A 17,272-nucleotide genomic window follows, 5' to 3' on the forward strand; every position below is an offset into this window, starting at 1 on the left:
AGATGGCCGCGGACTAGGACCTTGCGCCCGAATGGCTGAACTCCAACGCAGCGGCCTTCGTTCCGGACAACGCCACCTGGGTCGAACTGGAGCACCTGGGCGGGCTCACCATCCGCGCAGCGGACACAGAAACACTCCTGGCCATGAAAATCGCCGCCGAGCGGGACAAGGATATGCTCGATATCGCCCGCCTCCTGCGCCGCCTCAACATCACTAACGCCGACGACGCCGTGATTCTCGCCTACAGCAAGTACGGCGAACACTCCATCCCGCTATCCGCGGGCCGGGACAACTACCTCATCGTGGTCGACGACGCCCTCGACGCAGCAACAACTCTCAATCCCGAACCCGGCGAATAGTCCAGTGCCTTCAAGAGCCAGCGGCATCAGACTTTGGTCCATTCGCTTCCTCTCGGGTGCCGTCGGAATGCCCTCCGAGATTTCCTCCAACAGTTTGCTTAAAGGTCCGAAGATCATCCGGGTTACGGCTGGTCACCAAGCCTTGGTCGACCGCCCCTCCTCATCGATCCAGTTGGCGCCTGCGTTCTATAGTTCCGTCTGGAGCGTGTGGTCGGAGGCAACTTTTCGACCGCTGACCAACACCGGCATCCATCAGCCGCCACGCTCCGCGGCAGATCGCGGCCACCGGTTTTGTACTGCTCAAACCAGCGTGCGAACGTCTGCGAGTCCTTATCCACACGGAGGTGGTCGGCGTTTATCTACTCCACCGGGGAGCACTACGGCGTCAAAGTCCGATGCGTTCGGTGGGACGGAGCTTCAGCATCCCGCTTGCCGAGTTCGTGGGACTTGGCGGCGCGGACGGCAACGCCCTGCTGTCGTAGGTGCCATGACGCGACTCGGAGCAGGTGGGAGGATGGGCGCATGGAACTGCACATCACTGGCGACCCCGCCGCCGACCAACTGCTCAGCAATGACGCGTTCGCACTCCTAATCGGCATGCTGCTTGACCAGCAGGTGACCATGGAGTCTGCGTTTGCCGGACCCGAAAAGATCCGGACGCGCATCGGGTCCATGGCCCCTGCCGCAATCGCCGAACATGACCCGGCAGGCTTCGTTGAGATCTTCAAGGAGCGTCCGTCCATCCACCGCTTCCCTAGCTCGATGGCCAGCCGCGTCCAGGACCTCGCCGCGACCGTACAGCGCGATTGGAAAGGGGATGCAACTGCCATCTGGAACCAGGACGACCCGGACGGCCAGGAAGTGCTACGCAGGCTGAAGGGACTGCCCGGCTTCGGAGAGCAAAAGGCAAAGATCTTCCTCGCACTACTCGGCAAGCAGTGCGGACTCCAGGCACAAGGCTGGCGTGAGGCTGCTGACCCCTATGGCCGGGAGAGTGCGTTTCTTTCTGTCGCCGACATCGTGGATCCCGAGTCGCTGAAAAAAGTGCGCGCCAGCAAGCAGGCTGCCAAGGCCGCCATCAAAGCCGCGAAGGCATCCGAGCGCTGATAAGAATGGCATGAACCAAAGGGTTCCGATACGTTTGTCGATCGGTTGCGCGGACCCCGGCAATGAATATCAGACGTTGCACACACGTTCAGGCCCCGATCTAACGCTCCGGTCCCGCACAACGCCCTGCAGCAGACGCTTCTCACGCAGTCCGCGCAACCCATGGCGGGCGTCCGGCCCCACCGTGAAGTTGCCGGCATCGGTGATGATGTCCCAGACGGTGGAACTTCGGGCGTTGATCGGCGCTTTGGCCTCAACGGAATGCATAGACCTAACGTTCCGGCACATCCAGGGTCCGCGCCCGAGGATTTGGGCACGTGCCAGGTGAACATCAGCCCAGGCGCCACGACGTAGGCCAAAGGACCAGCCCGCCAAGACGATCCAGAAGGCTCAGCGGCGAGCAGGAGAAGAAGGGGCAGATCTCCTCCGTTGCCCGCTGCGCGATAGCCGGCAGTATTGTGCGTGCTAGTCGCGTGTGGGTGGGCTCTTCACGGCTCGACGGTACAACCACGCGCGCACTACAAGGAGGGCTACGTCCATAGCCACGACAAGCCAATAGAAGACCGTCGCAAGGCGACCCTCCACCAGCACCGCCATGACGGTGGCACTGCGGGCGTTAGTGCTCGGTGCCTGCCGCAGCAGTCTTCTTGGCGTCCTTCTCGGCGCGCAGAGCCTCCGTCTCGTGCTGTTCTTCGGCTTTTTCCTGGTGGATGACCTCTGCGAAGAGCTTCTCCATCTCCTTGGCCACGCCGGCGGCTGAGGCCGGGTTCTGGCCGGTCACCAGCCGGTCGTCAACCACGACCTTCTCCTCAAAGACACCAGCGGAGACGTGAGTGGCGCCCTGTTCCTCAAGTCGGTCTGCCAAAAAGAACGGGATGACTTTGTCCTTCCCTGCGGCAACCTCCTCGTCGTTGGTGAAGGCAGCCACCTTCCGGCCCTCGACGAGGCGGAACCCGTTCTCCAATTCCACGTTCAGCAGGCCGGCCGGTCCGTGGCAGACCGCGCCCACCAAGCCGCCGGCGTTGTAGACGCTGGCCACCAGATTCTGCAAGCCTTCGCTGTCCGGGAAGTCCCACATGGTGCCGTGGCCGCCCACGAGGAATACGGCGTCGTACTGGTCGGGATCAACGACGTCAACGCGGGCAGTGTTGTAGAGACCGGCGCGCGTGGCCTCGTCCTCCGTGAAGGCGACCTGGATGGGATCTTCTGAGTCCACCTCGTCGCGCGGGGGCTGGCCGCCCTGGATGGACGCGAAGTCGACGAAATGCCCGGAATCCTTGAAGATCTTCCAGGGATGTGCAGCCTCGGCCACGTTGTAGCCGGTCTTCTCGCCCGTATCGCCGATCTCGGAAACGCTGGTCAGTACCATGAGAATTTTCTTCATGAAGTGCTCCTTTCGTCTAACTTCCACCCTACGCCCAGCCCAATTCGGGCCCTCCCTCGTTACTGTTTTCCGGACCCTGGTTCTGGTGCAGGATTTGGTGTGCTGGCCTGTTGGTCCCGGCACGGTTGCCTCTCTCTGTCGTTGATGATCCACGGGGTGAAGCCGCGATATCTGACCGTCCGCTAAGTCGGCCCAAAGTAGCGCCATATTGATCCATCGCGGTCCGCAGTCCGGACTGCTCGGCCCGCTCAGTCCCGCGGCTGCACGGCGTGATGATCCCCGCGAGGCTCCCGACGCCTTATCGGCTAGCCCGCTGACACATCGATCAGCACCTTGCCGACGATGCTCTCTTCCACCGCCGCGTGGGCCGCAGCCGTGTCAGCCAGGTCAAAGCGATGCAGCGGTAGGCCTGCGGCCTCTCCCACCGGAAGGGCGCCGTCGGCGATGGCCGCATTGATGTCCTCGGCGGCGGCTTGCACCGCCGCCATGCCAACGGTGTAGAGCAGCACGAACTGGTCGCGGACGTTGAGGCTGAAATGCCTGCGCACGTCCAGGCTCACCTGATCGCCGCCGTTGTTGGCGTAGACCGCGACGGAGCCACGGTTGCGGATCACTGCCAGGTCGAGTTCCGCGTTCTGCGCGGGTGCCACCTCCACGATCTGGTCGACGCCCTCGGGAGCGATCCGGCGGATCTCCGCGGCCGCGTGGGTTTCCCGGTAATTGATGACGTGATCGGCGCCGGCGGCCGTGACCAGCGCAGCCTTCGCCGGTCCGCTCACGGTCGTGATCACAACGGCGCCGGCCCACTTGGCGAGCTGGATCGCCGCATGGCCCACGGCGCCGGCCCCTCCAGCGACGAGAACTACTTTGCCGTCCAAGGTTCCCGGGTGCAGCCGCCGCGGGCCGTCCTCGGCGATGGTCAGGGCCCTGTGAGCGGTGATCGCGGGAACGCCCAGGCTTGCGCCGAGGTCGAACCCGGCGTTGTCCGGCAGCGGAAAGACCCGCTCGGCCGGCAGGACGGCGAACTCCTGCGCTGTCCCGCCGTCCGCCCGCTGGTAGGCGGCCAAGGCCAGCCAGACCCTGTCACCGACGTGGAGATGCTCGACACCGGGTCCGACGGCATCCACCACTCCGGCGCCGTCTTGGTTTGGCACGACCTCCGCGAAGGGCAACGGCTCGCCCGGTTTGGCGCCGCGGCGCGACTTCCAGTCGGTGGGGTTCACCGCGGAGACCATGATCCGTACGCGCGCCTCCCCGGGCCCCGGGTCGCGGATCTCGCGGTCGACGAGCTCGAGAACAGACGGATCGCCGGTGGCACGGTACACGATTGCTTTCATACTCAGGCCTAACGCCGGCCCGGACCGAAAATTCCCGCCGGGCGCCGGACCAGATGCGGGCAACGGTCCCTCCTGGCCCTGGAACCCACCATGCCCGGCGCCTATTCCAGAGGATTTGAGATGCTGATCCGGGCATCCGCGCCCGCGTGTCTCTAGGCTAAGGCATGAACCGGTATCCGATGCCGCCCCGGTGAGCAGATGGCGGGGTTTGGCGGTCAGGTCACACAGAACTCGCGGCCCCATGAATGCGAGTCAGCAGAAGTATGCAAGGAGGGAGCCACAAAGGATCAACGGCAGAACACTCACTCCGGTGTGGACAATGCGCACACCCCTCTTGGCCGGACAAACGGGAACCAGCCTCTACCCAAGCCCACAGGAAGCAGCGAACCGGGACGCAAGATCCTCAAGAAATCCCCGCAGGTCATGTCGTCAACAGAACCCCACGGCATGAACAGGTACAAGACCAACCACGGCCACCGGAGCAGGCAAGAACGGAGACCCGAATGACCCCACATCCCAGCAGACGGTGGGCCCATCAGTCAGGGCCCTGACCCCGCCACCCACACAACTGAACAGGCCACCGCGGCGCCAGTCACCGCCCACGGCCAGCGTCAGAGGGACCCGAGCAGGGTCAACGTCCACACGTTAAAGCAAAAGACCCCTCTGACGAGGGGTCATGCTGTGCCCGAGGTGGGACTCGAACGGCATTCCCTCCCCCGCAAACACTGGACTCCCGCGGAAACATACAGAATCCGGCCCGATCCGGCCTACATACGAGCCGGTCCGAAGCCCTAAGTGTGGACAATGTACACACCCCCGAATTCGCCCTTCCGAGCACGACAAACCGCGCTCCAGCTGACGGAGCGCGGTACTTCTTTGTGCTGACAAGGCTTGGACTGCCGGACCGGTCCACTCCATTCCGTTTCTGGGCATGTTGCCGGCAAAGACCGGACCACTCAGCGGCCGGGAAGCCAATCGGATAGCGAGGAACTTCATTGCTGGTTCACCTCCTGCAGGCATCTCACGGGCGGATGGGCGTACCTGCACATGACCGGCCAACAAGCGGCTGCGAGACCATCCGGCTGCTCGGCAGTTATCGCCTGACGAGATGCGAGGCAATGATCCCCGCACTGTCCTCCAGCGAAACGTAGCCGGCCGCCACCCCCACGACGAGATCAAACGCCGCATGTGTGGTGAAGTCATGCCGGTAGCCGTTGATCCAGAGCATCAGAACCATGAGCGTCCACGCCGTGCGCTTGTTGCCGTCGATCAGCGGGTGGAACCGCGCCACCGACTCCATGAGAGCCGCCGCCTTCATGGATAGCTGCGGATAGGCTTCCACACCCATCACCGTTGTTGCCGGCCGGGCCAGTGCCGAGGCCAGGAGACCGATGTCTCGGATATGGAACCCGTAACGGTCGAGGACCTGCAACGCGTCCTCAATCTCGAGGTACTCGGTCACGCATCCTCAAGGCGCGTCAAGAGCTCAGCGTCATGGCTCATCACGAAATCCATGCCCTCGCCGATCTCACGACTGCGCCGGTGACGCTGGAGCACAAGCTCTGCACCTTGGAGCAGCAACGCAGACTTCGATGTGTGTTCCTCGGCCGCGAGCTTCTCCAAACGCCGATCCAGATCCTCGGGCACACGCAAATTCATAGCCATGCAACCATGGTACCAAACCAGTACCAAACCTCCCATGCAATTTCGCAGGTGCCCTGCCTTCGAGGGTTCGCAATCGCCTAGGGTCCGCTTCAAATTCTGCAACCATACCGAGGGCGTTGAAGAGGAGCCGGCCCACCGGTCGGCAGGGTCATCGATCGATCCGCCAACGATTACCGGGCAGGTATCAAGGACTGAACTCATCGGACCTCTTCGGCTATGAGGGCTTGGGCCGCGCGCGTACGTGCATCCGCTCGCCCTGCTGTCCAAACAGACTGATGAACTCGACGGATCCGCCGTCAGCGCTGGCGAACCAGTGCGGCGTGCGGGTGTCGAATTCCGCGGCTTCGCCAGGGCGAAGTTCAAAGTCCTTGTCGCCCAGCACCAGACGCAGTCGTCCGTTGAGGATGTAAAGCCATTCGTAGCCCTCGTGAACGCGCGGGTCGGGCTCTGCCCCGCGGGTCTCGCCGGCGAGCACCATCTTGAAGGCCTGTAATCCGCCTGGGCGGCGCGTGAGCGGAACAGCCGTCATGCCGCTATGGATGATGGGCCGCAGGTGAATTCTCGGATCCCCGGTGGGCGGGGCGCCGACCAGATCATCGAGGGGAACACCGTACAACCTCGCGAGGGGCAGCAGGATTTCGAGGTTTGGCCTACGTTGGCCGGATTCAAGGCGGGACAGGGTGCTAACCGATACCCCGGAAGCGGTAGAGACATCTCCGAGCGTGAGGTTCCGTTCCGTACGGAGTGCCCGAAGCCGGGGGCCGACCGCCCCGAGAACATTGTCAAGGTCATTTGCCATCCCCCAACTTTGCCATATCGGCAATATTTTTTGTCAAACCTCGTTCATGCGATACAAGCTGGTGTAACCGCACGCGGACGCTGGCGACGAACTTTTAGTACGCATCGAAGGGCAAATCAGTATGGACGCCACACGGTATGACGTTGTAATTGTTGGCGGCGGCGCGGCGGGACTCAGCGCGGCCACGACGCTGGGCCGGGCGCTGCGCTCGGTGCTGGTCATCGATTCCGGAACCCCACGCAACGCACCAGCGGCGGGTGTACACGGTTATCTTTCGAGGGACGGTATGAACCCCGGGGAACTCCTGTCCGTCGGACGCAGTGAAGTGCTCTCCTACGGAGGAACGGTCATGGACGGCGAAGCCGTTTCGGCACGGCGAACCCCCGATGGGTTCGAGGTGATTCTCGGAGATGCCCGCCGGTTCTCCGGCAGACGCCTCCTCGTCACCACCGGCTTGACAGACGAGCTGCCTCCCATCAGCGGGCTGCGGGAGCAATGGGGAAAGGGCGTTGTGCACTGTCCCTACTGCCATGGCTGGGAAATCCGCGGGCAACGGATTGGAGTGCTGGGCACAGGCCCACTGTCCGTCCATCAGGCGCTGTTGTTCAGGCAGTGGTCCCGGGATATCACCCTTTTCCTCAACGACACCGTGGAACCCACCGACGAGGAGTGGGACAAGCTCGCCGCCCGGTCCGTAACGGTCGTTGGCGGCGCCGTGGCTTCTGCTGACGCTGTCGATGGCGTCCTCACGGGGCTCACGCTCCACCAGGGCTCCTCGTTCGACCTACAGGCCCTGGCTGTCGGAACACGGATGGAGGCCAGATCCGCGCTGCTGGAATCACTCGGGCTAACTTCCCAGGTGCACCCCTCGGGGGCCGGACGGTTCATCGAGACCGACGCTTTGGGTGCGACGGCCGTCCGCGGCGTGTATGCGGCGGGCAATGTCTCCAACTTGATGGCTCAGGTGATCACCGCGGCGGCCGAGGGTGTCATGACCGGTGCACGGATCAACGCCGATCTCATCGAAGAGGAAACCCGATGGGCCGTTGAGGGGCACTTCGGCCCCTTCTCCGCCGCATCGGAAGCAGACGTCTCTGGTATCGTGCTCGGTCACCGACGCCGTGGCCTTGATGGACCGAAAGTCACTGACATGGGCCCTGCAGCCACAGGAGAAAGGTAATCAGCATGGATCACCAGCCTCACCCGACGCGGCACCACGACCACCAGCGACCTGGCAGTCATGACCAGCACCGCGTCCTCGACCTCGACGCCGAAGTGTTCGGCGACCACCTCGCAGCCGTCCTGGACTTGACCGGGGTGCCAACTGCGCGCAGCGTCGTTGACCTCGGCGCCGGCACCGGCGCAGGCAGCCGGCTGCTGCGCGAGCGGTACCCCGACGCCACGGTGACGTGCATCGACAGCGACCCGCAGATGCTCGAGCTGCTTCGCAAGCAGGGCTTCGCCGTGATCGAGGCCGACCTCGACGACGGCTTCCCTGCGCTTGCCGGCTCCTCCATGAGGGCGGATGCAGTGACCGGGGCGCTGGTTGACCTGGTGTGGGCATCGTCCTCACTCCACCACGTCGCCCACCCCGCCCAGCTCCTCTCGGGAGTCCGCCAGGCACTGGCGCCGGGTGGGGTCCTGGTCGTCGTCGAGCTCGCCGCTCTGCCTTGCTTCCTAAGCCATCCGCGCGGAGCGCTTTTGGAGCAACGCTGCCACGCCGCTGCGGCGGCCGAGGGGTGGAACCGCCACCCGAACTGGACGCCCGTCATCGAGGCCGCCGGGTTCAGCGTCACCAAGTCCGAGGTGACAACCATCGCACCCGTGACCCCGGCTGCACGGGAGTACGCCCAGCAGTGGTTCGCGCGCTTCTCGCACCTGGCGGCCCTGACCGCGGACGACCGCGACGCCGTGGACCACCTGCTGGAGCGGTTCTCCGACGACATCGAGCTGGAACCCCGCACCACCCGGACCGTCTGGGTCGCCACCCCGACTAGAACCAGGAGCAGCCGTGAGCCAGCACGACCCGAGGCTGAACCGGCACAACACCTCCGATCTCCTCTGTGAAGTGGTCGTGGTCGCCGCCGGCGCTGCTGTGCTCTCCGCAGCCGTGGCCTTCGCGCGTTCCCTGCGCTCCGCCGTCGTCATCGACGGCGGCGACCCCCGCAACGCCGCGCCCGCCGACGCCAGGGGCTCCCGACACGGGAGCGCTCGAAGTCATCTGCACCAGCCATCGTTTTGTTCGAAGTCGCGTGCACCAACCGCCACGGACGCGGGCACCATTCTCTTAGGCGTTCTTCAAGAAACCCCCGCAGGTCATGTCCTCAACAGGACCCCGCGGCATGAATAGGTACAAGACCAACCAAGGCCACCAGAACAAGCCGGAAAGGAGACCCGGATCGCCCCACATCCCAGCAGGCGGAGGGCCCACCAGCCAGGGCCCTGACCCCGCCACCCACACAACTGAAGAGGCCACCGCGGCGCCAGGCACAACCCGGACCAGCGTCAGAGGGACCCGAGCAGGGTCAAGGTACACACGTTAAAGCAAAAACCCCTCTGACGAGGGGGAATGCTGTGACCGAGGTGGGACTCGAACCGGGTTCCGGACCTTGTAGACACTGGACTCTCCTGGAAACATGCGGAATCCGACCCGATCCGACCGATATGCGAGCCAGTCCGAGGCCTAAAGTGTGGACATTGTCCACACGCTCCTTGGCAGCCCGTTGGACACAGTGCGGGACTAGATGCCGGGAGACCACTACAGGAAGAGTCCGCTAGATCAATATTTCCTTCAGTACACCTTCGACACGGTCGAAACCCTCATCGGTCGTGAGTCATGGCGCTACCCATTGATCCACAGCAGCAACATCATGAGCGTCCTGGCGGTGCGCTTGTTGCCGTCCATGAGGGGGTGGAAGCGGGCCACCGCTTCGAGCAAGGCAGCTGCTGTCATCGCAGGGTCGGCATAGGCTTGGCGCGCTCATGACGCTTGTCGCGGGCCGGGCCAAAGCCAATGCGAGCAGTCCGACGTCGCGGACGTTAAGTCCGTACCTATGAAAAACCTGAAGAACGTCCTCAATGTTCAGGTAAACGGTCACGCGTCCTCAAGGCCGGGCGGGCAGCTCGGCGTCACGACTCATAACGAAACCCAGTCCCTCGCTGATATCGCAACGGCGGGCCATGGCGCTGGCAGAATCAACTCGGCTCCTGAAGCAGAAGCGCTGACTTCGAAGTGCGCTCCTCGCGGTGAGTTGCTCGAGCCTGTGATCAAGGCCTTCGGGGACACGAGGATTCAATTGCCATCGCAAATGGCACCGAACTAGTGCCAAGGCCATTCTAGTGCCAAGGCCATTCTAGGAACCCGACGACCCGACCTTCGAAGGGATGCTGTAGTAGCGACTCCGTCCGACGCGCTTAATGACGCCGTGACGGACGAACCCTTCGAGGAGGTCCAGGAGTTCGGCGCGATTGAGGTTCGCCGAAATTCGTTCTGCATGCGCTCGTCGGAGTTTGGGCAATACTGGCATATCCTCAAGGGCGGACGCGGCTTCGTCAGGGAGGGTGCCGTGCAGGGCGAGCAAATGTCCAACGTCGTGTCGGTTGAGGCCGGGTGTACGCCCGGTGTGGTTGCGGTGGTTCAGTTTAACGAATACCTCTTCGAGCGTTGGCTCAGAGCGGTTCTCCGGGTAGCGACAGCCGCGGCAGACCCAGGGGTTCACATTAGAACGGCGCGCTTCAGGCAACTTGAAGATCCTGTCATCTTGGACGAACGTCCCTCCGCAAATTCCGCAGACACCAGGAAACTTGACAACGATGCCGAACCTCGCCGCATTAGTTTCCTCGCACCTGCTTGTTAACCGCCGGGGGTAGACAGTGTGCCAAGTCCTCCGTGTTTGTCATGGGACCAACCTACTGCGTTAGCAGCAAGAAATAGTCTGACGCGAAGATTCCTCTTCGGTCAGACTCGCGGAGACAATGTGCCCGAGGTTGAACTCGAACGGGATTTCGGACCTGAAAACACTGGACTCCGCAGGAAACATACGGAATCCGTGCCCGTCCGGCAGCAGCACGGGCGAGTCGAAAGCCCAGGGTGTACATATTGTGCACACCCTGCCTCCCGCATTTTTGAACCTCGCCGTCGGTATGGGCAGGACGACTGCCGAGGCGGACCTGCCGACTCCCTTCGTCAGGCGATCTGGATTCGTTCGTCGCCGAGCTCAACCTCGACACGAAGCCGGCCGCCGAGCGCCTCGACGTATTTCCGCAAAGTATCGACCTGGGCACGATCAATGTCACCGTGCTCGATGCGGGACACCCTGTTCTGGCTGACATGCAGGCGCCCAGCCAGCTCGACCTGCGTCAGCTCAGAGGCCTCGCGGAGCTCCCGAAGCCGGTAGGCCCGGACCTCATCGACCATGCGCTTCTTGTGGGCATTCACAGCTGCCCGGTCAATCGGACGCTTGGCCAGTAGTTCCTCCATGGACTTCGCCACTATGCCCCTCCTTTCAGAATCCTCAGATGATCATCGAACAGGTCATCAGCAACCGGAATGTTCGTCTTGTACCACTTGCTCCAGTTGCCCGTCTTGTCCCCCGCGACAAGCAAGATTCGCAATTCCGACCGCCCGCTCGATCCCGGCCGCAACTCCTTCATGTTCTTATGCCGTGAACGAACCACTGTGTCGACCAATGGACGACCAAGTTGAGGTCCGCGCTCGGCGAGAAGCTCTAATGCAGCAACAATCTGCTCATACGAGTCTTGGTCAAGACCTAACAGCCACGGCTCAACTAGGCCCACGTCAACATTCCACATCGAGTCCATCATACAACTCAGGTGTTCTACAACTCAAGTGCTATATTGCGGACCGCCACTTGTTGGACGTGCAGGAGGGACGAGCCGTCACACCCATGAGGGTTGTGGCCAGGCAAGGCGATGATGTCGTATTCGCGGCGAGAACTCAGGCATCCTCAAGGCGCTTCAGCAGCCCGGCGTCGTGGCGCATAACGAAGTCCAGGCCCGCGCTGATTTCTTGCTTGTGCCGGTGACGCTGGACGTCCGAACCGGCAACTTGACCAAGACGCGCCGACTTGGAGGTGTGCGCCTTGGCAGTAAGCTCACCCGGACGGCGGTCACCGTCTTCTGAAACACGCAGGTTCATGTCCATGTTCGATGATACTAAGCGGTATCTGGTAGTTCATTGGCGTGAGACGTATCCGGCTGCCCGAAGGTAACCTCTCGAGAATACGGTTCCGAAGCGTTGTGGCAACGCAGACACCGCCGCCTACGGTCCTGGGGACGATGTCATCTGCTTTTGAGCTTGCGCGGATCAGGGAACCCGAGCGAGACATAGCCCGGAGCCCGCTTGTTCAGGGATGCGGCCAGTACGGGTGTTGATTCGTCGTAGTAGTCGTGAACTGTCGCCACAGTTTTCCCTGGGTACGGCCGGATTACCCGGCCGACGTACTGGACCAATCTGCCTTTGAACGACACAGGCGCTGCAACGAACAGGGTATCCAGTTTGGGGCAGTCAAAGCCTTCTCCAATGTAAGAGCCGGTGCCCAAGACCAGCAGAGGCTGCGCATCATCGGTGGTGGCAAGAAGGTCGACGGCGGCCTGTCGTTCCTTGGCTTTCATCGCCCCAGTGAAGCCACTGGCTTCAGACCAGCCGCCTCGAACCGGGACCTCAGGGACTCAAGATGGGCTTTCCACGTAGTCAGTACTAGGATTCGGGAGTTCCGTTCGAAAGCTTCAATGACGTCGTCGTAAATTTGCTGTAGGCGTTCCTCATTGGCGATCAAGTCCTTGTAGATGGCGGAGATCCCGCCCGGTTCGCTGGGGTCTGCGGCGCCGTCGTACGCGTACGAGGTCCGGTGCAGTTCCAAAGTCAGCGTCGGTTCGGCAATCTCGTGTGCGTGCGTTGGCAGCTGCTGCGGAACAGCTGGGGAAATCGTGTGTGAGATTTGGCCGAGCTGGTGGTAGATCAGCGAGTCCAACTTGTCCCGCCGGTACGGTGTGGCCGTCAGCCCCAGCCAGTACCGGGCCTGGATCTGGTTCATGACATGGGTGAACGCTGCCGCCGGGACGTGGTGACATTCGTCCACGATGACGAAACCATAGCCGGCGGTCAGCTCGGCAACATTTTCCCGCCGTGCCAGCGTGGGCAAAAGCGCGACATCGACCCGTCCCGTCGTCTTGGCACGGCCACCTCCGATTTGGCCGCACTTCTCGTCCAAGAACTCACGGATGCGGCTGCGCCATTGCTCCGCCAAGGCTTTGCGATCAACCAGAATGAGCGTTGAGACGCCACGAAAGTGCCATCGCAGCACACGCCATAACGGTCTTTCCGGTACCGGGCGGGGCAACCAGGACTCCGTGCTCGGCGGCAGTGGCGGCGTCCACGGCATCTTGTTGTTCCCCGCGCAGGCGGGCCGAGCAGTCGAAGCTATGGGCAGTGCCTTCCGACCGTTGATCATCAATGCGCAGCGAGCTGCCACTCGATTCGACCAGTTGCTTCAAGAAGGGCAATAACCCACGCGGCAGGATGAGGTCGCCATCAAGCGTTTCGTCGTAGTTGCGCAGGTATCGGGGAATATTCCAGGTGGATCGCCTCTGGCGTTGGCGTTCATAGAACTCAGGGTTCGGCATGGAAGCGGCATGCTTAACTGCTGAGATCATGGCTGGTCCAAGATCTTCTGCCTTGATAGTAAGGCGTGATGCGAATGCGACTCGGACGATCAGAGCGGGGCGTGGAACGATCTTGGACGATAGCGACAGCTCAAGCCGGCGAACCTCTTGTCCCAACTTAACGGCAGGCGGCCTTCGGACATGGGCACGAACTTCCCGCTCGGAAAGCCGATCCAGGCTGGACAGGTACGCCCATTGGTCCTCATATGGTTCGAGGGTCGTAGTGTCGAGGAACAACGTAGTGCCGTGCTGGCGGCGCTTGCCGTTCAGCGGCGCAGCAATCAGGTTACCCATGCCCTTGCCCGAATGAACGTCCTGGGCAGGGAAAAGCCTGTCATAGCTGGCCAGACTCATGCTGCCACGCAATGCCATCGCCTCGTGGATGAGACCGGTGCCAAGCTGGCGTGCTGCGGACGCCGGTATGGCGGTACTGAAGAAGATCCACACATGGGCGCCACGTCCGGACTGGGACACTTCCAACGCTGCAGGAATTCCCCGAAAACGAGCAGCCTTAACGTACGCCAACGCATCCAGCATTGCGGCGCCGCCGTCAAAGTCCGCCGCCACCCACCAACAGGTGTCCTGTTCAGTCAAGGGATAGAGGCCAATGTGCTGCACTCCGCGCAAATGATCCGCCACAACGAACGGAGTAAGTGGCAGGAAATTGGCACCCGCGATGTTCGCGCCCTTGCGCCAACCACCGACGACCGCAGGAACCCAGCCGGAGCGGCCGTCCCGCGAGTTTTCCCACCGGACTGCGTAGACGTCACTGCGCGCCCTGAACAAGTCCTGGAACAGACGGACTTTCGCTTCCGGAGACGATTCCATGGTTACCGGACCATGGTGCACCACCGAAGGAATTGCTGCCTGGGCCAGGTGTGCTGCCTTTGATTCCACTTCCGTGAGTTCCAAGAGTTTCCGCAGCCTGGCATTATCGAGGCGCAATTCGTCGAGCTCACGTCTCAGCGCCCTGTCTGCCGTATTGGAAAGGCCCGGCAATGCAGTTTGGCCACCAGCTTCAGGAGTGTCTTCAATCACGGTTCCATTGTGGTCGGCAGAGGCCACCACGCCGAACCAGATGAAAGTCATCCAGCTAAGGTGGCAATGCCGAATGGATCGCCGACTGCGCAGGTCCCCAACTTGAGACAAGTCATGTAGCCGCGGCCCCACCCCGCCATGAAGAGGCAAGAACGCGGAACCATCAGCCACACCGGGGAAGGAGCCGCCCACCACGGCACGGGCCGCCAACAAAAAAGGCCCCCGCAGGGGCCTATAAGTGAACAGTTTGTGCACACTCAGAGGCCCACAAGCCCCTGAACAGGGAAAAACACGTGCCCGAGGTGGGACTCGAACCCACACACCTTTCGATACCGCATTTTGAGTGCGGCGCGTCTGCCAATTCCGCCACTCGGGCGCGGAGTACACCGGGTAACATTCGCGGACCCACGGTGCCGTGGGTCACGCGATCGCTTCCAGTGCGCGAAATTACTCTACATGCAGATAGGCTGAATTCGAGAATCGCGCCAGTGACGCCGCATCGAACCCAACCGGTCCAAGTACACCAGCGGACAAAACCTATGATGGTCTAGTTCCCGCCGTACCTTTACAAGGAGTTCCCGTGTCAGATCAGACGGAGTCAAACCCCACCTCCAAGCCGGCGCGCCGCGTTGTCGTCGCCGAGGATGAGACCCTCATCCGCCTGGACATCATCGAAATCCTGCGCGGCGAAGGCTACGACGTCGTCGGCGAGGCGGACAACGGCGAGAAGGCCGTGCAGCTCGCCGAGGAACTGAAGCCGGACCTGGTCCTGATGGACGTCAAGATGCCCGTCATGGACGGCATCACCGCGGCCGAGAAGATCGTCAAGGCCCGCATCGCCCCGGTGGTCCTGCTCACCGCCTTCAGCCAGAAGGAACTCGTGGAGCGCGCCCGCGACGCCGGCGCCATGGCCTACGTCGTCAAGCCGTTCACCCCGGCCGACCTCATCCCCGCCCTCGAGATCGCGCTGTCCCGCCACGAGGAAATCAAGGCCCTCGAAAGCGAAGTGACCGACCTGCAGGAGCAGTTCGCCACCCGCAAGCTCGTGGAACGCGCCAAGAGCCTCCTGACCACCAAGATGGGCCTCACGGAGCCGGAAGCCTTCCGCTGGATCCAGAAGACCTCCATGGACCGCCGCCTCAGCATGCGCGAGGTCGCCGAGACCATCATCAACCAGGTCAACTAGGACCCGCCGCAAAGCAGCAAGCACCACGTACAAAGCACCACGCACCAACGAAAAAGGGAGGGTCCCCGCCGCTGGAATTCCAGCGGCGGGGACCCTCCCTTTTCAGCGCGGAGCCAAGCCGAAGCTCAGGCGCCGTTCTTCTTGATTTCCGGCCACGGGCCAAGCTTGTCCCTGGCCACCCCCGCCTCGCCGAGGCTGCCGGCGTCGGCCAGGTCGCCCACCTTGTGGACCTTCAGCATGTTCGTGGAACCGGCCTTTCCGGGAGGGGAACCGGCGGCGATGACCACGAGGTCGCCGTCGTCCACCACCTTCAGTTCCAGCAGGCTGCGGTCCACCTGGGCGGTCATCTCGTCGGTGTGGCCCACCATGGGGACCAGGACCGGCTGGATGCCCCAGGTCAGGGCGAGCTGGTTCCAGACGTGCTCCACGGGGGTGAAGGCGAACACCGGCCGGACCGGACGCAGCCGCGACAGGCGCCGGGCCGAGTCACCGGACTGGGTGAAGGTACAGATGTACTTCGCCTCCAGCTGGTCGGCGATTTCGACGGCGGCACGGGTGATGGCGCCGCCGCGGGTCTTGGGCCTGGTCCCCAGCGGCGGGACGCGCTCCAGGCCGTGGACCTCGGTGGACTCGATGATCCGGGCCATGGTCTTGACCGTCTCGATCGGGAATTTGCCCACGCTGGTCTCGCCGGAGAGCATGACCGCGTCGGCGCCGTCGAGCACGGCGTTGGCGCAGTCGGAGGCCTCCGCGCGCGTCGGGCGCGGGTTCTCGATCATGGACTCCAGCACCTGGGTGGCCACGATGACCGGCTTGGCCCAGCGGCGGGCCAGTTCGATGGCGCGCTTCTGCACGATCGGCACTTCCTCGAGGGGAAGTTCCACGCCGAGGTCGCCACGGGCCACCATGATGGCGTCGAAGGCGTCGATGATCTCGTGCAGCTGGTCCACTGCCTGCGGCTTTTCGATCTTGGCGATCACCGGCACGCGGCGGCCTTCCTCGTCCATGATCTCGTGGACCCGCTTGATGTCCGTCGCGTCGCGGACGAAGGACAGCGCCACCATGTCCACGCCGCGGCGGATGGCCCAGCGCAGATCGTTCTCGTCCTTTTCGCTCAACGCCGGAACGTTGACGGCGACGCCGGGCAGGTTGATGCCCTTGTTGTTCGAGACCCAGCCGCCGACCGTCACCTGGGTGACGACCTTGACGTCGTCGACCTCCAGGGCGCGCAGCGCGATCTTGCCGTCATCGATCAGCAGGGCATCGCCCGGCTTGACGTCCTCGGTGAGGCTCTTGAGGGTCGTCGAGCAGATGTCCTTGGTGCCCGGGACGTCCTCGGTGGTGATGGTGAAGGTGTCACCGACGGCCAGGAGGTGGGGGCCGTCCACGAAGCGGCCGAGCCGGATCTTGGGACCCTGCAGGTCGGCCATGATGGCGACGGGCTTGCCCAGCTGTCCTGCCGCCTTGCGGACGTTCTCATAGGTGGTGTCGTGCACGGCGTAGTCGCCGTGGCTCATGTTCATCCGGGCCATGTCGACTCCGGCTTCCAGCACGGCGAGTGTGTTCTCAAAACTCGCGATTGCCGGTCCGAAGGTGGCCACTATCTTAGCGCGTCTCATATACCTACCCTAGTAGTCTCTTGCCTGGTTGGAGGTGTTGCAGGAGTGAACGCTCGGGGTCCGCGGGAGCAGTCCCTGGGGGTGCAGGAGCTGC

General features: G+C 62.9%; 22 protein-coding genes and 1 tRNA gene. 8 read left to right on the forward strand and 15 right to left on the reverse strand.

Annotation, left to right across the window (positions count from 1 at the left end; all coding sequences use genetic code 11):
• The first annotated feature begins 143 nt into the window (after positions 1-143).
• Both ACQCSZ_RS10735 and ACQCSZ_RS10740 read left to right on the forward strand, forming a co-directional pair.
• Positions 144-359, forward strand: coding sequence for a hypothetical protein (locus tag ACQCSZ_RS10735; protein ID WP_427007973.1), 216 nt, complete (start codon positions 144-146; stop codon positions 357-359).
• A 522-nt stretch (positions 360-881) separates the two neighbouring features.
• The gene (locus tag ACQCSZ_RS10740; RefSeq protein WP_427007974.1) at positions 882-1,466 is read left to right on the forward strand and encodes an HhH-GPD-type base excision DNA repair protein; all 585 of its coding nucleotides are present in this window, start codon (positions 882-884) and stop codon (positions 1,464-1,466) included.
• Between the two features lie 69 nt (positions 1,467-1,535).
• Here ACQCSZ_RS10740 and ACQCSZ_RS10745 read toward each other — a convergent pair whose 3' ends face one another.
• The 6 genes from ACQCSZ_RS10745 to ACQCSZ_RS10770 form a co-directional block, all read right to left on the reverse strand.
• Positions 1,536-1,733 carry a hypothetical protein gene (locus ACQCSZ_RS10745; RefSeq protein WP_427007975.1) on the reverse strand — a complete coding sequence of 66 codons (198 nt, stop codon included), beginning with the start codon at positions 1,731-1,733 and terminating at the stop codon, positions 1,536-1,538.
• Positions 1,734-2,082: 349 nt separating this feature from the next.
• Positions 2,083-2,850: a type 1 glutamine amidotransferase domain-containing protein gene (locus ACQCSZ_RS10750; protein ID WP_427007976.1), complete on the reverse strand. Its 768-nt coding sequence runs from the start codon at positions 2,848-2,850 to the stop codon at positions 2,083-2,085.
• Positions 2,851-3,155: 305 nt separating this feature from the next.
• The gene (locus ACQCSZ_RS10755) at positions 3,156-4,187 is read right to left on the reverse strand and encodes an NADPH:quinone reductase (RefSeq protein ID WP_427007977.1); all 1,032 of its coding nucleotides are present in this window, start codon (positions 4,185-4,187) and stop codon (positions 3,156-3,158) included.
• Between the two features lie 1,093 nt (positions 4,188-5,280).
• Positions 5,281-5,649, reverse strand: a complete 369-nt coding sequence (locus tag ACQCSZ_RS10760; RefSeq protein WP_427007978.1) for a type II toxin-antitoxin system death-on-curing family toxin — start codon at positions 5,647-5,649, stop codon at positions 5,281-5,283.
• Positions 5,646-5,852 carry a ribbon-helix-helix protein, CopG family gene (locus tag ACQCSZ_RS10765; protein ID WP_427007979.1) on the reverse strand — a complete coding sequence of 69 codons (207 nt, stop codon included), beginning with the start codon at positions 5,850-5,852 and terminating at the stop codon, positions 5,646-5,648. The genes ACQCSZ_RS10760 and ACQCSZ_RS10765 overlap by 4 nt, the downstream gene beginning before the upstream one ends.
• 214 nt (positions 5,853-6,066) lie before the next feature.
• Positions 6,067-6,651, reverse strand: a complete 585-nt coding sequence (locus tag ACQCSZ_RS10770; RefSeq protein WP_427007980.1) for a helix-turn-helix domain-containing protein — start codon at positions 6,649-6,651, stop codon at positions 6,067-6,069.
• Between the two features lie 121 nt (positions 6,652-6,772).
• Between ACQCSZ_RS10770 and ACQCSZ_RS10775 the strand changes: the two genes are divergently transcribed.
• The 3 genes from ACQCSZ_RS10775 to ACQCSZ_RS10785 are packed head-to-tail and all read left to right on the forward strand — an operon-like array spanning position 6,773 to position 9,001.
• Complete coding sequence (locus ACQCSZ_RS10775) at positions 6,773-7,831, forward strand: NAD(P)/FAD-dependent oxidoreductase (RefSeq protein WP_427007981.1); 1,059 nt, start codon at positions 6,773-6,775, stop codon at positions 7,829-7,831.
• 5 nt (positions 7,832-7,836) lie between these two features.
• Positions 7,837-8,718, forward strand: a complete 882-nt coding sequence (locus ACQCSZ_RS10780) for a class I SAM-dependent methyltransferase (protein WP_427007982.1) — start codon at positions 7,837-7,839, stop codon at positions 8,716-8,718.
• Positions 8,663-9,001: a hypothetical protein gene (locus tag ACQCSZ_RS10785; protein WP_427007983.1), complete on the forward strand. Its 339-nt coding sequence runs from the start codon at positions 8,663-8,665 to the stop codon at positions 8,999-9,001. Before ACQCSZ_RS10780 ends, ACQCSZ_RS10785 begins: the two co-directional genes overlap by 56 nt.
• Positions 9,002-9,493: 492 nt before the next feature.
• On the opposite strand, the gene ACQCSZ_RS10790 is transcribed toward ACQCSZ_RS10785, so the two are convergent.
• The gene (locus ACQCSZ_RS10790) at positions 9,494-9,604 is read right to left on the reverse strand and encodes a Fic family protein (protein WP_427007984.1); all 111 of its coding nucleotides are present in this window, start codon (positions 9,602-9,604) and stop codon (positions 9,494-9,496) included.
• Between the two features lie 100 nt (positions 9,605-9,704).
• On the opposite strand from ACQCSZ_RS10790, the gene ACQCSZ_RS10795 reads away from it, so the two are divergent.
• On the forward strand, positions 9,705-9,974 hold the full coding sequence (locus ACQCSZ_RS10795; protein ID WP_427007985.1) for a hypothetical protein: 270 nt from the start codon (positions 9,705-9,707) through the stop codon (positions 9,972-9,974).
• A gap of 102 nt (positions 9,975-10,076) precedes the next feature.
• The gene (locus ACQCSZ_RS10800) at positions 10,077-10,508 is read left to right on the forward strand and encodes a hypothetical protein (protein WP_427007986.1); all 432 of its coding nucleotides are present in this window, start codon (positions 10,077-10,079) and stop codon (positions 10,506-10,508) included.
• A 329-nt stretch (positions 10,509-10,837) separates the two neighbouring features.
• On the opposite strand, the gene ACQCSZ_RS10805 is transcribed toward ACQCSZ_RS10800, so the two are convergent.
• From ACQCSZ_RS10805 to ACQCSZ_RS10835, 7 genes are all read right to left on the reverse strand, one after another.
• The gene (locus tag ACQCSZ_RS10805; RefSeq protein WP_427007987.1) at positions 10,838-11,143 is read right to left on the reverse strand and encodes a helix-turn-helix domain-containing protein; all 306 of its coding nucleotides are present in this window, start codon (positions 11,141-11,143) and stop codon (positions 10,838-10,840) included.
• A complete protein-coding gene (locus ACQCSZ_RS10810; RefSeq protein WP_427007988.1) occupies positions 11,143-11,463 on the reverse strand; it encodes a type II toxin-antitoxin system RelE/ParE family toxin in 321 nt (106 codons plus the stop codon). Before ACQCSZ_RS10810 ends, ACQCSZ_RS10805 begins: the two co-directional genes overlap by 1 nt.
• A gap of 145 nt (positions 11,464-11,608) precedes the next feature.
• Positions 11,609-11,815, reverse strand: coding sequence for a hypothetical protein (locus ACQCSZ_RS10815; RefSeq protein ID WP_427007989.1), 207 nt, complete (start codon positions 11,813-11,815; stop codon positions 11,609-11,611).
• Positions 11,816-11,952: 137 nt separating this feature from the next.
• Entirely contained in the window at positions 11,953-12,285 is a 333-nt protein-coding gene (locus ACQCSZ_RS10820) for a DEAD/DEAH box helicase (RefSeq protein WP_427007990.1), read from the reverse strand.
• Positions 12,282-12,977 (reverse strand): DEAD/DEAH box helicase, encoded by a 696-nt coding sequence (locus ACQCSZ_RS10825; RefSeq protein ID WP_427007991.1) that lies wholly within the window; start codon positions 12,975-12,977, stop codon positions 12,282-12,284. Before ACQCSZ_RS10825 ends, ACQCSZ_RS10820 begins: the two co-directional genes overlap by 4 nt.
• Positions 12,931-14,424 carry a TOTE conflict system archaeo-eukaryotic primase domain-containing protein gene (locus ACQCSZ_RS10830; RefSeq protein ID WP_427007992.1) on the reverse strand — a complete coding sequence of 498 codons (1,494 nt, stop codon included), beginning with the start codon at positions 14,422-14,424 and terminating at the stop codon, positions 12,931-12,933. The genes ACQCSZ_RS10825 and ACQCSZ_RS10830 overlap by 47 nt, the downstream gene beginning before the upstream one ends.
• A 243-nt stretch (positions 14,425-14,667) precedes the next feature.
• Positions 14,668-14,749: transfer RNA gene (locus tag ACQCSZ_RS10835), tRNA-Leu, on the reverse strand.
• Between the two features lie 204 nt (positions 14,750-14,953).
• Between ACQCSZ_RS10835 and ACQCSZ_RS10840 the strand changes: the two genes are divergently transcribed.
• Entirely contained in the window at positions 14,954-15,559 is a 606-nt protein-coding gene (locus tag ACQCSZ_RS10840; protein WP_310060534.1) for an ANTAR domain-containing response regulator, read from the forward strand.
• Between the two features lie 125 nt (positions 15,560-15,684).
• Here ACQCSZ_RS10840 and pyk read toward each other — a convergent pair whose 3' ends face one another.
• Complete coding sequence (pyk, locus tag ACQCSZ_RS10845) at positions 15,685-17,178, reverse strand: pyruvate kinase (RefSeq protein ID WP_427007993.1); 1,494 nt, start codon at positions 17,176-17,178, stop codon at positions 15,685-15,687.
• Positions 17,179-17,272 lie beyond the last annotated feature (94 nt).

Origin of the sequence: Pseudarthrobacter sp. H2 (assembly GCF_050157045.1) — a bacterium.
Taxonomy (GTDB): Bacteria; Actinomycetota; Actinomycetes; order Actinomycetales; family Micrococcaceae; genus Arthrobacter.

Excerpts from the sequence above, each read along its gene's own strand:
- ACQCSZ_RS10820 (WP_427007990.1), bottom strand. The coding sequence starts at position 12,285 with ATGAAAGCCAAGGAACGACAGGCCGCCGTCGACCTTCTTGCCACCACC.
- ACQCSZ_RS10775 (WP_427007981.1), top strand. The coding sequence starts at position 6,773 with ATGGACGCCACACGGTATGACGTTGTAATTGTTGGCGGCGGCGCGGCG.
- ACQCSZ_RS10815 (WP_427007989.1), bottom strand. The coding sequence starts at position 11,815 with ATGGACATGAACCTGCGTGTTTCAGAAGACGGTGACCGCCGTCCGGGT.
- ACQCSZ_RS10780 (WP_427007982.1), top strand. The coding sequence starts at position 7,837 with ATGGATCACCAGCCTCACCCGACGCGGCACCACGACCACCAGCGACCT.
- ACQCSZ_RS10735 (WP_427007973.1), top strand. The coding sequence starts at position 144 with ATGAAAATCGCCGCCGAGCGGGACAAGGATATGCTCGATATCGCCCGC.
- ACQCSZ_RS10740 (WP_427007974.1), top strand. The coding sequence starts at position 882 with ATGGAACTGCACATCACTGGCGACCCCGCCGCCGACCAACTGCTCAGC.
- ACQCSZ_RS10770 (WP_427007980.1), bottom strand. The coding sequence starts at position 6,651 with ATGGCAAATGACCTTGACAATGTTCTCGGGGCGGTCGGCCCCCGGCTT.
- ACQCSZ_RS10830 (WP_427007992.1), bottom strand. The coding sequence starts at position 14,424 with ATGACTTTCATCTGGTTCGGCGTGGTGGCCTCTGCCGACCACAATGGA.
- ACQCSZ_RS10790 (WP_427007984.1), bottom strand. The coding sequence starts at position 9,604 with ATGACAGCAGCTGCCTTGCTCGAAGCGGTGGCCCGCTTCCACCCCCTC.
- ACQCSZ_RS10745 (WP_427007975.1), bottom strand. The coding sequence starts at position 1,733 with ATGCATTCCGTTGAGGCCAAAGCGCCGATCAACGCCCGAAGTTCCACC.
- ACQCSZ_RS10795 (WP_427007985.1), top strand. The coding sequence starts at position 9,705 with ATGAAAAACCTGAAGAACGTCCTCAATGTTCAGGTAAACGGTCACGCG.
- ACQCSZ_RS10755 (WP_427007977.1), bottom strand. The coding sequence starts at position 4,187 with ATGAAAGCAATCGTGTACCGTGCCACCGGCGATCCGTCTGTTCTCGAG.
- ACQCSZ_RS10765 (WP_427007979.1), bottom strand. The coding sequence starts at position 5,852 with ATGGCTATGAATTTGCGTGTGCCCGAGGATCTGGATCGGCGTTTGGAG.
- pyk (WP_427007993.1), bottom strand. The coding sequence starts at position 17,178 with ATGAGACGCGCTAAGATAGTGGCCACCTTCGGACCGGCAATCGCGAGT.
- ACQCSZ_RS10810 (WP_427007988.1), bottom strand. The coding sequence starts at position 11,463 with ATGTGGAATGTTGACGTGGGCCTAGTTGAGCCGTGGCTGTTAGGTCTT.
- ACQCSZ_RS10750 (WP_427007976.1), bottom strand. The coding sequence starts at position 2,850 with ATGAAGAAAATTCTCATGGTACTGACCAGCGTTTCCGAGATCGGCGAT.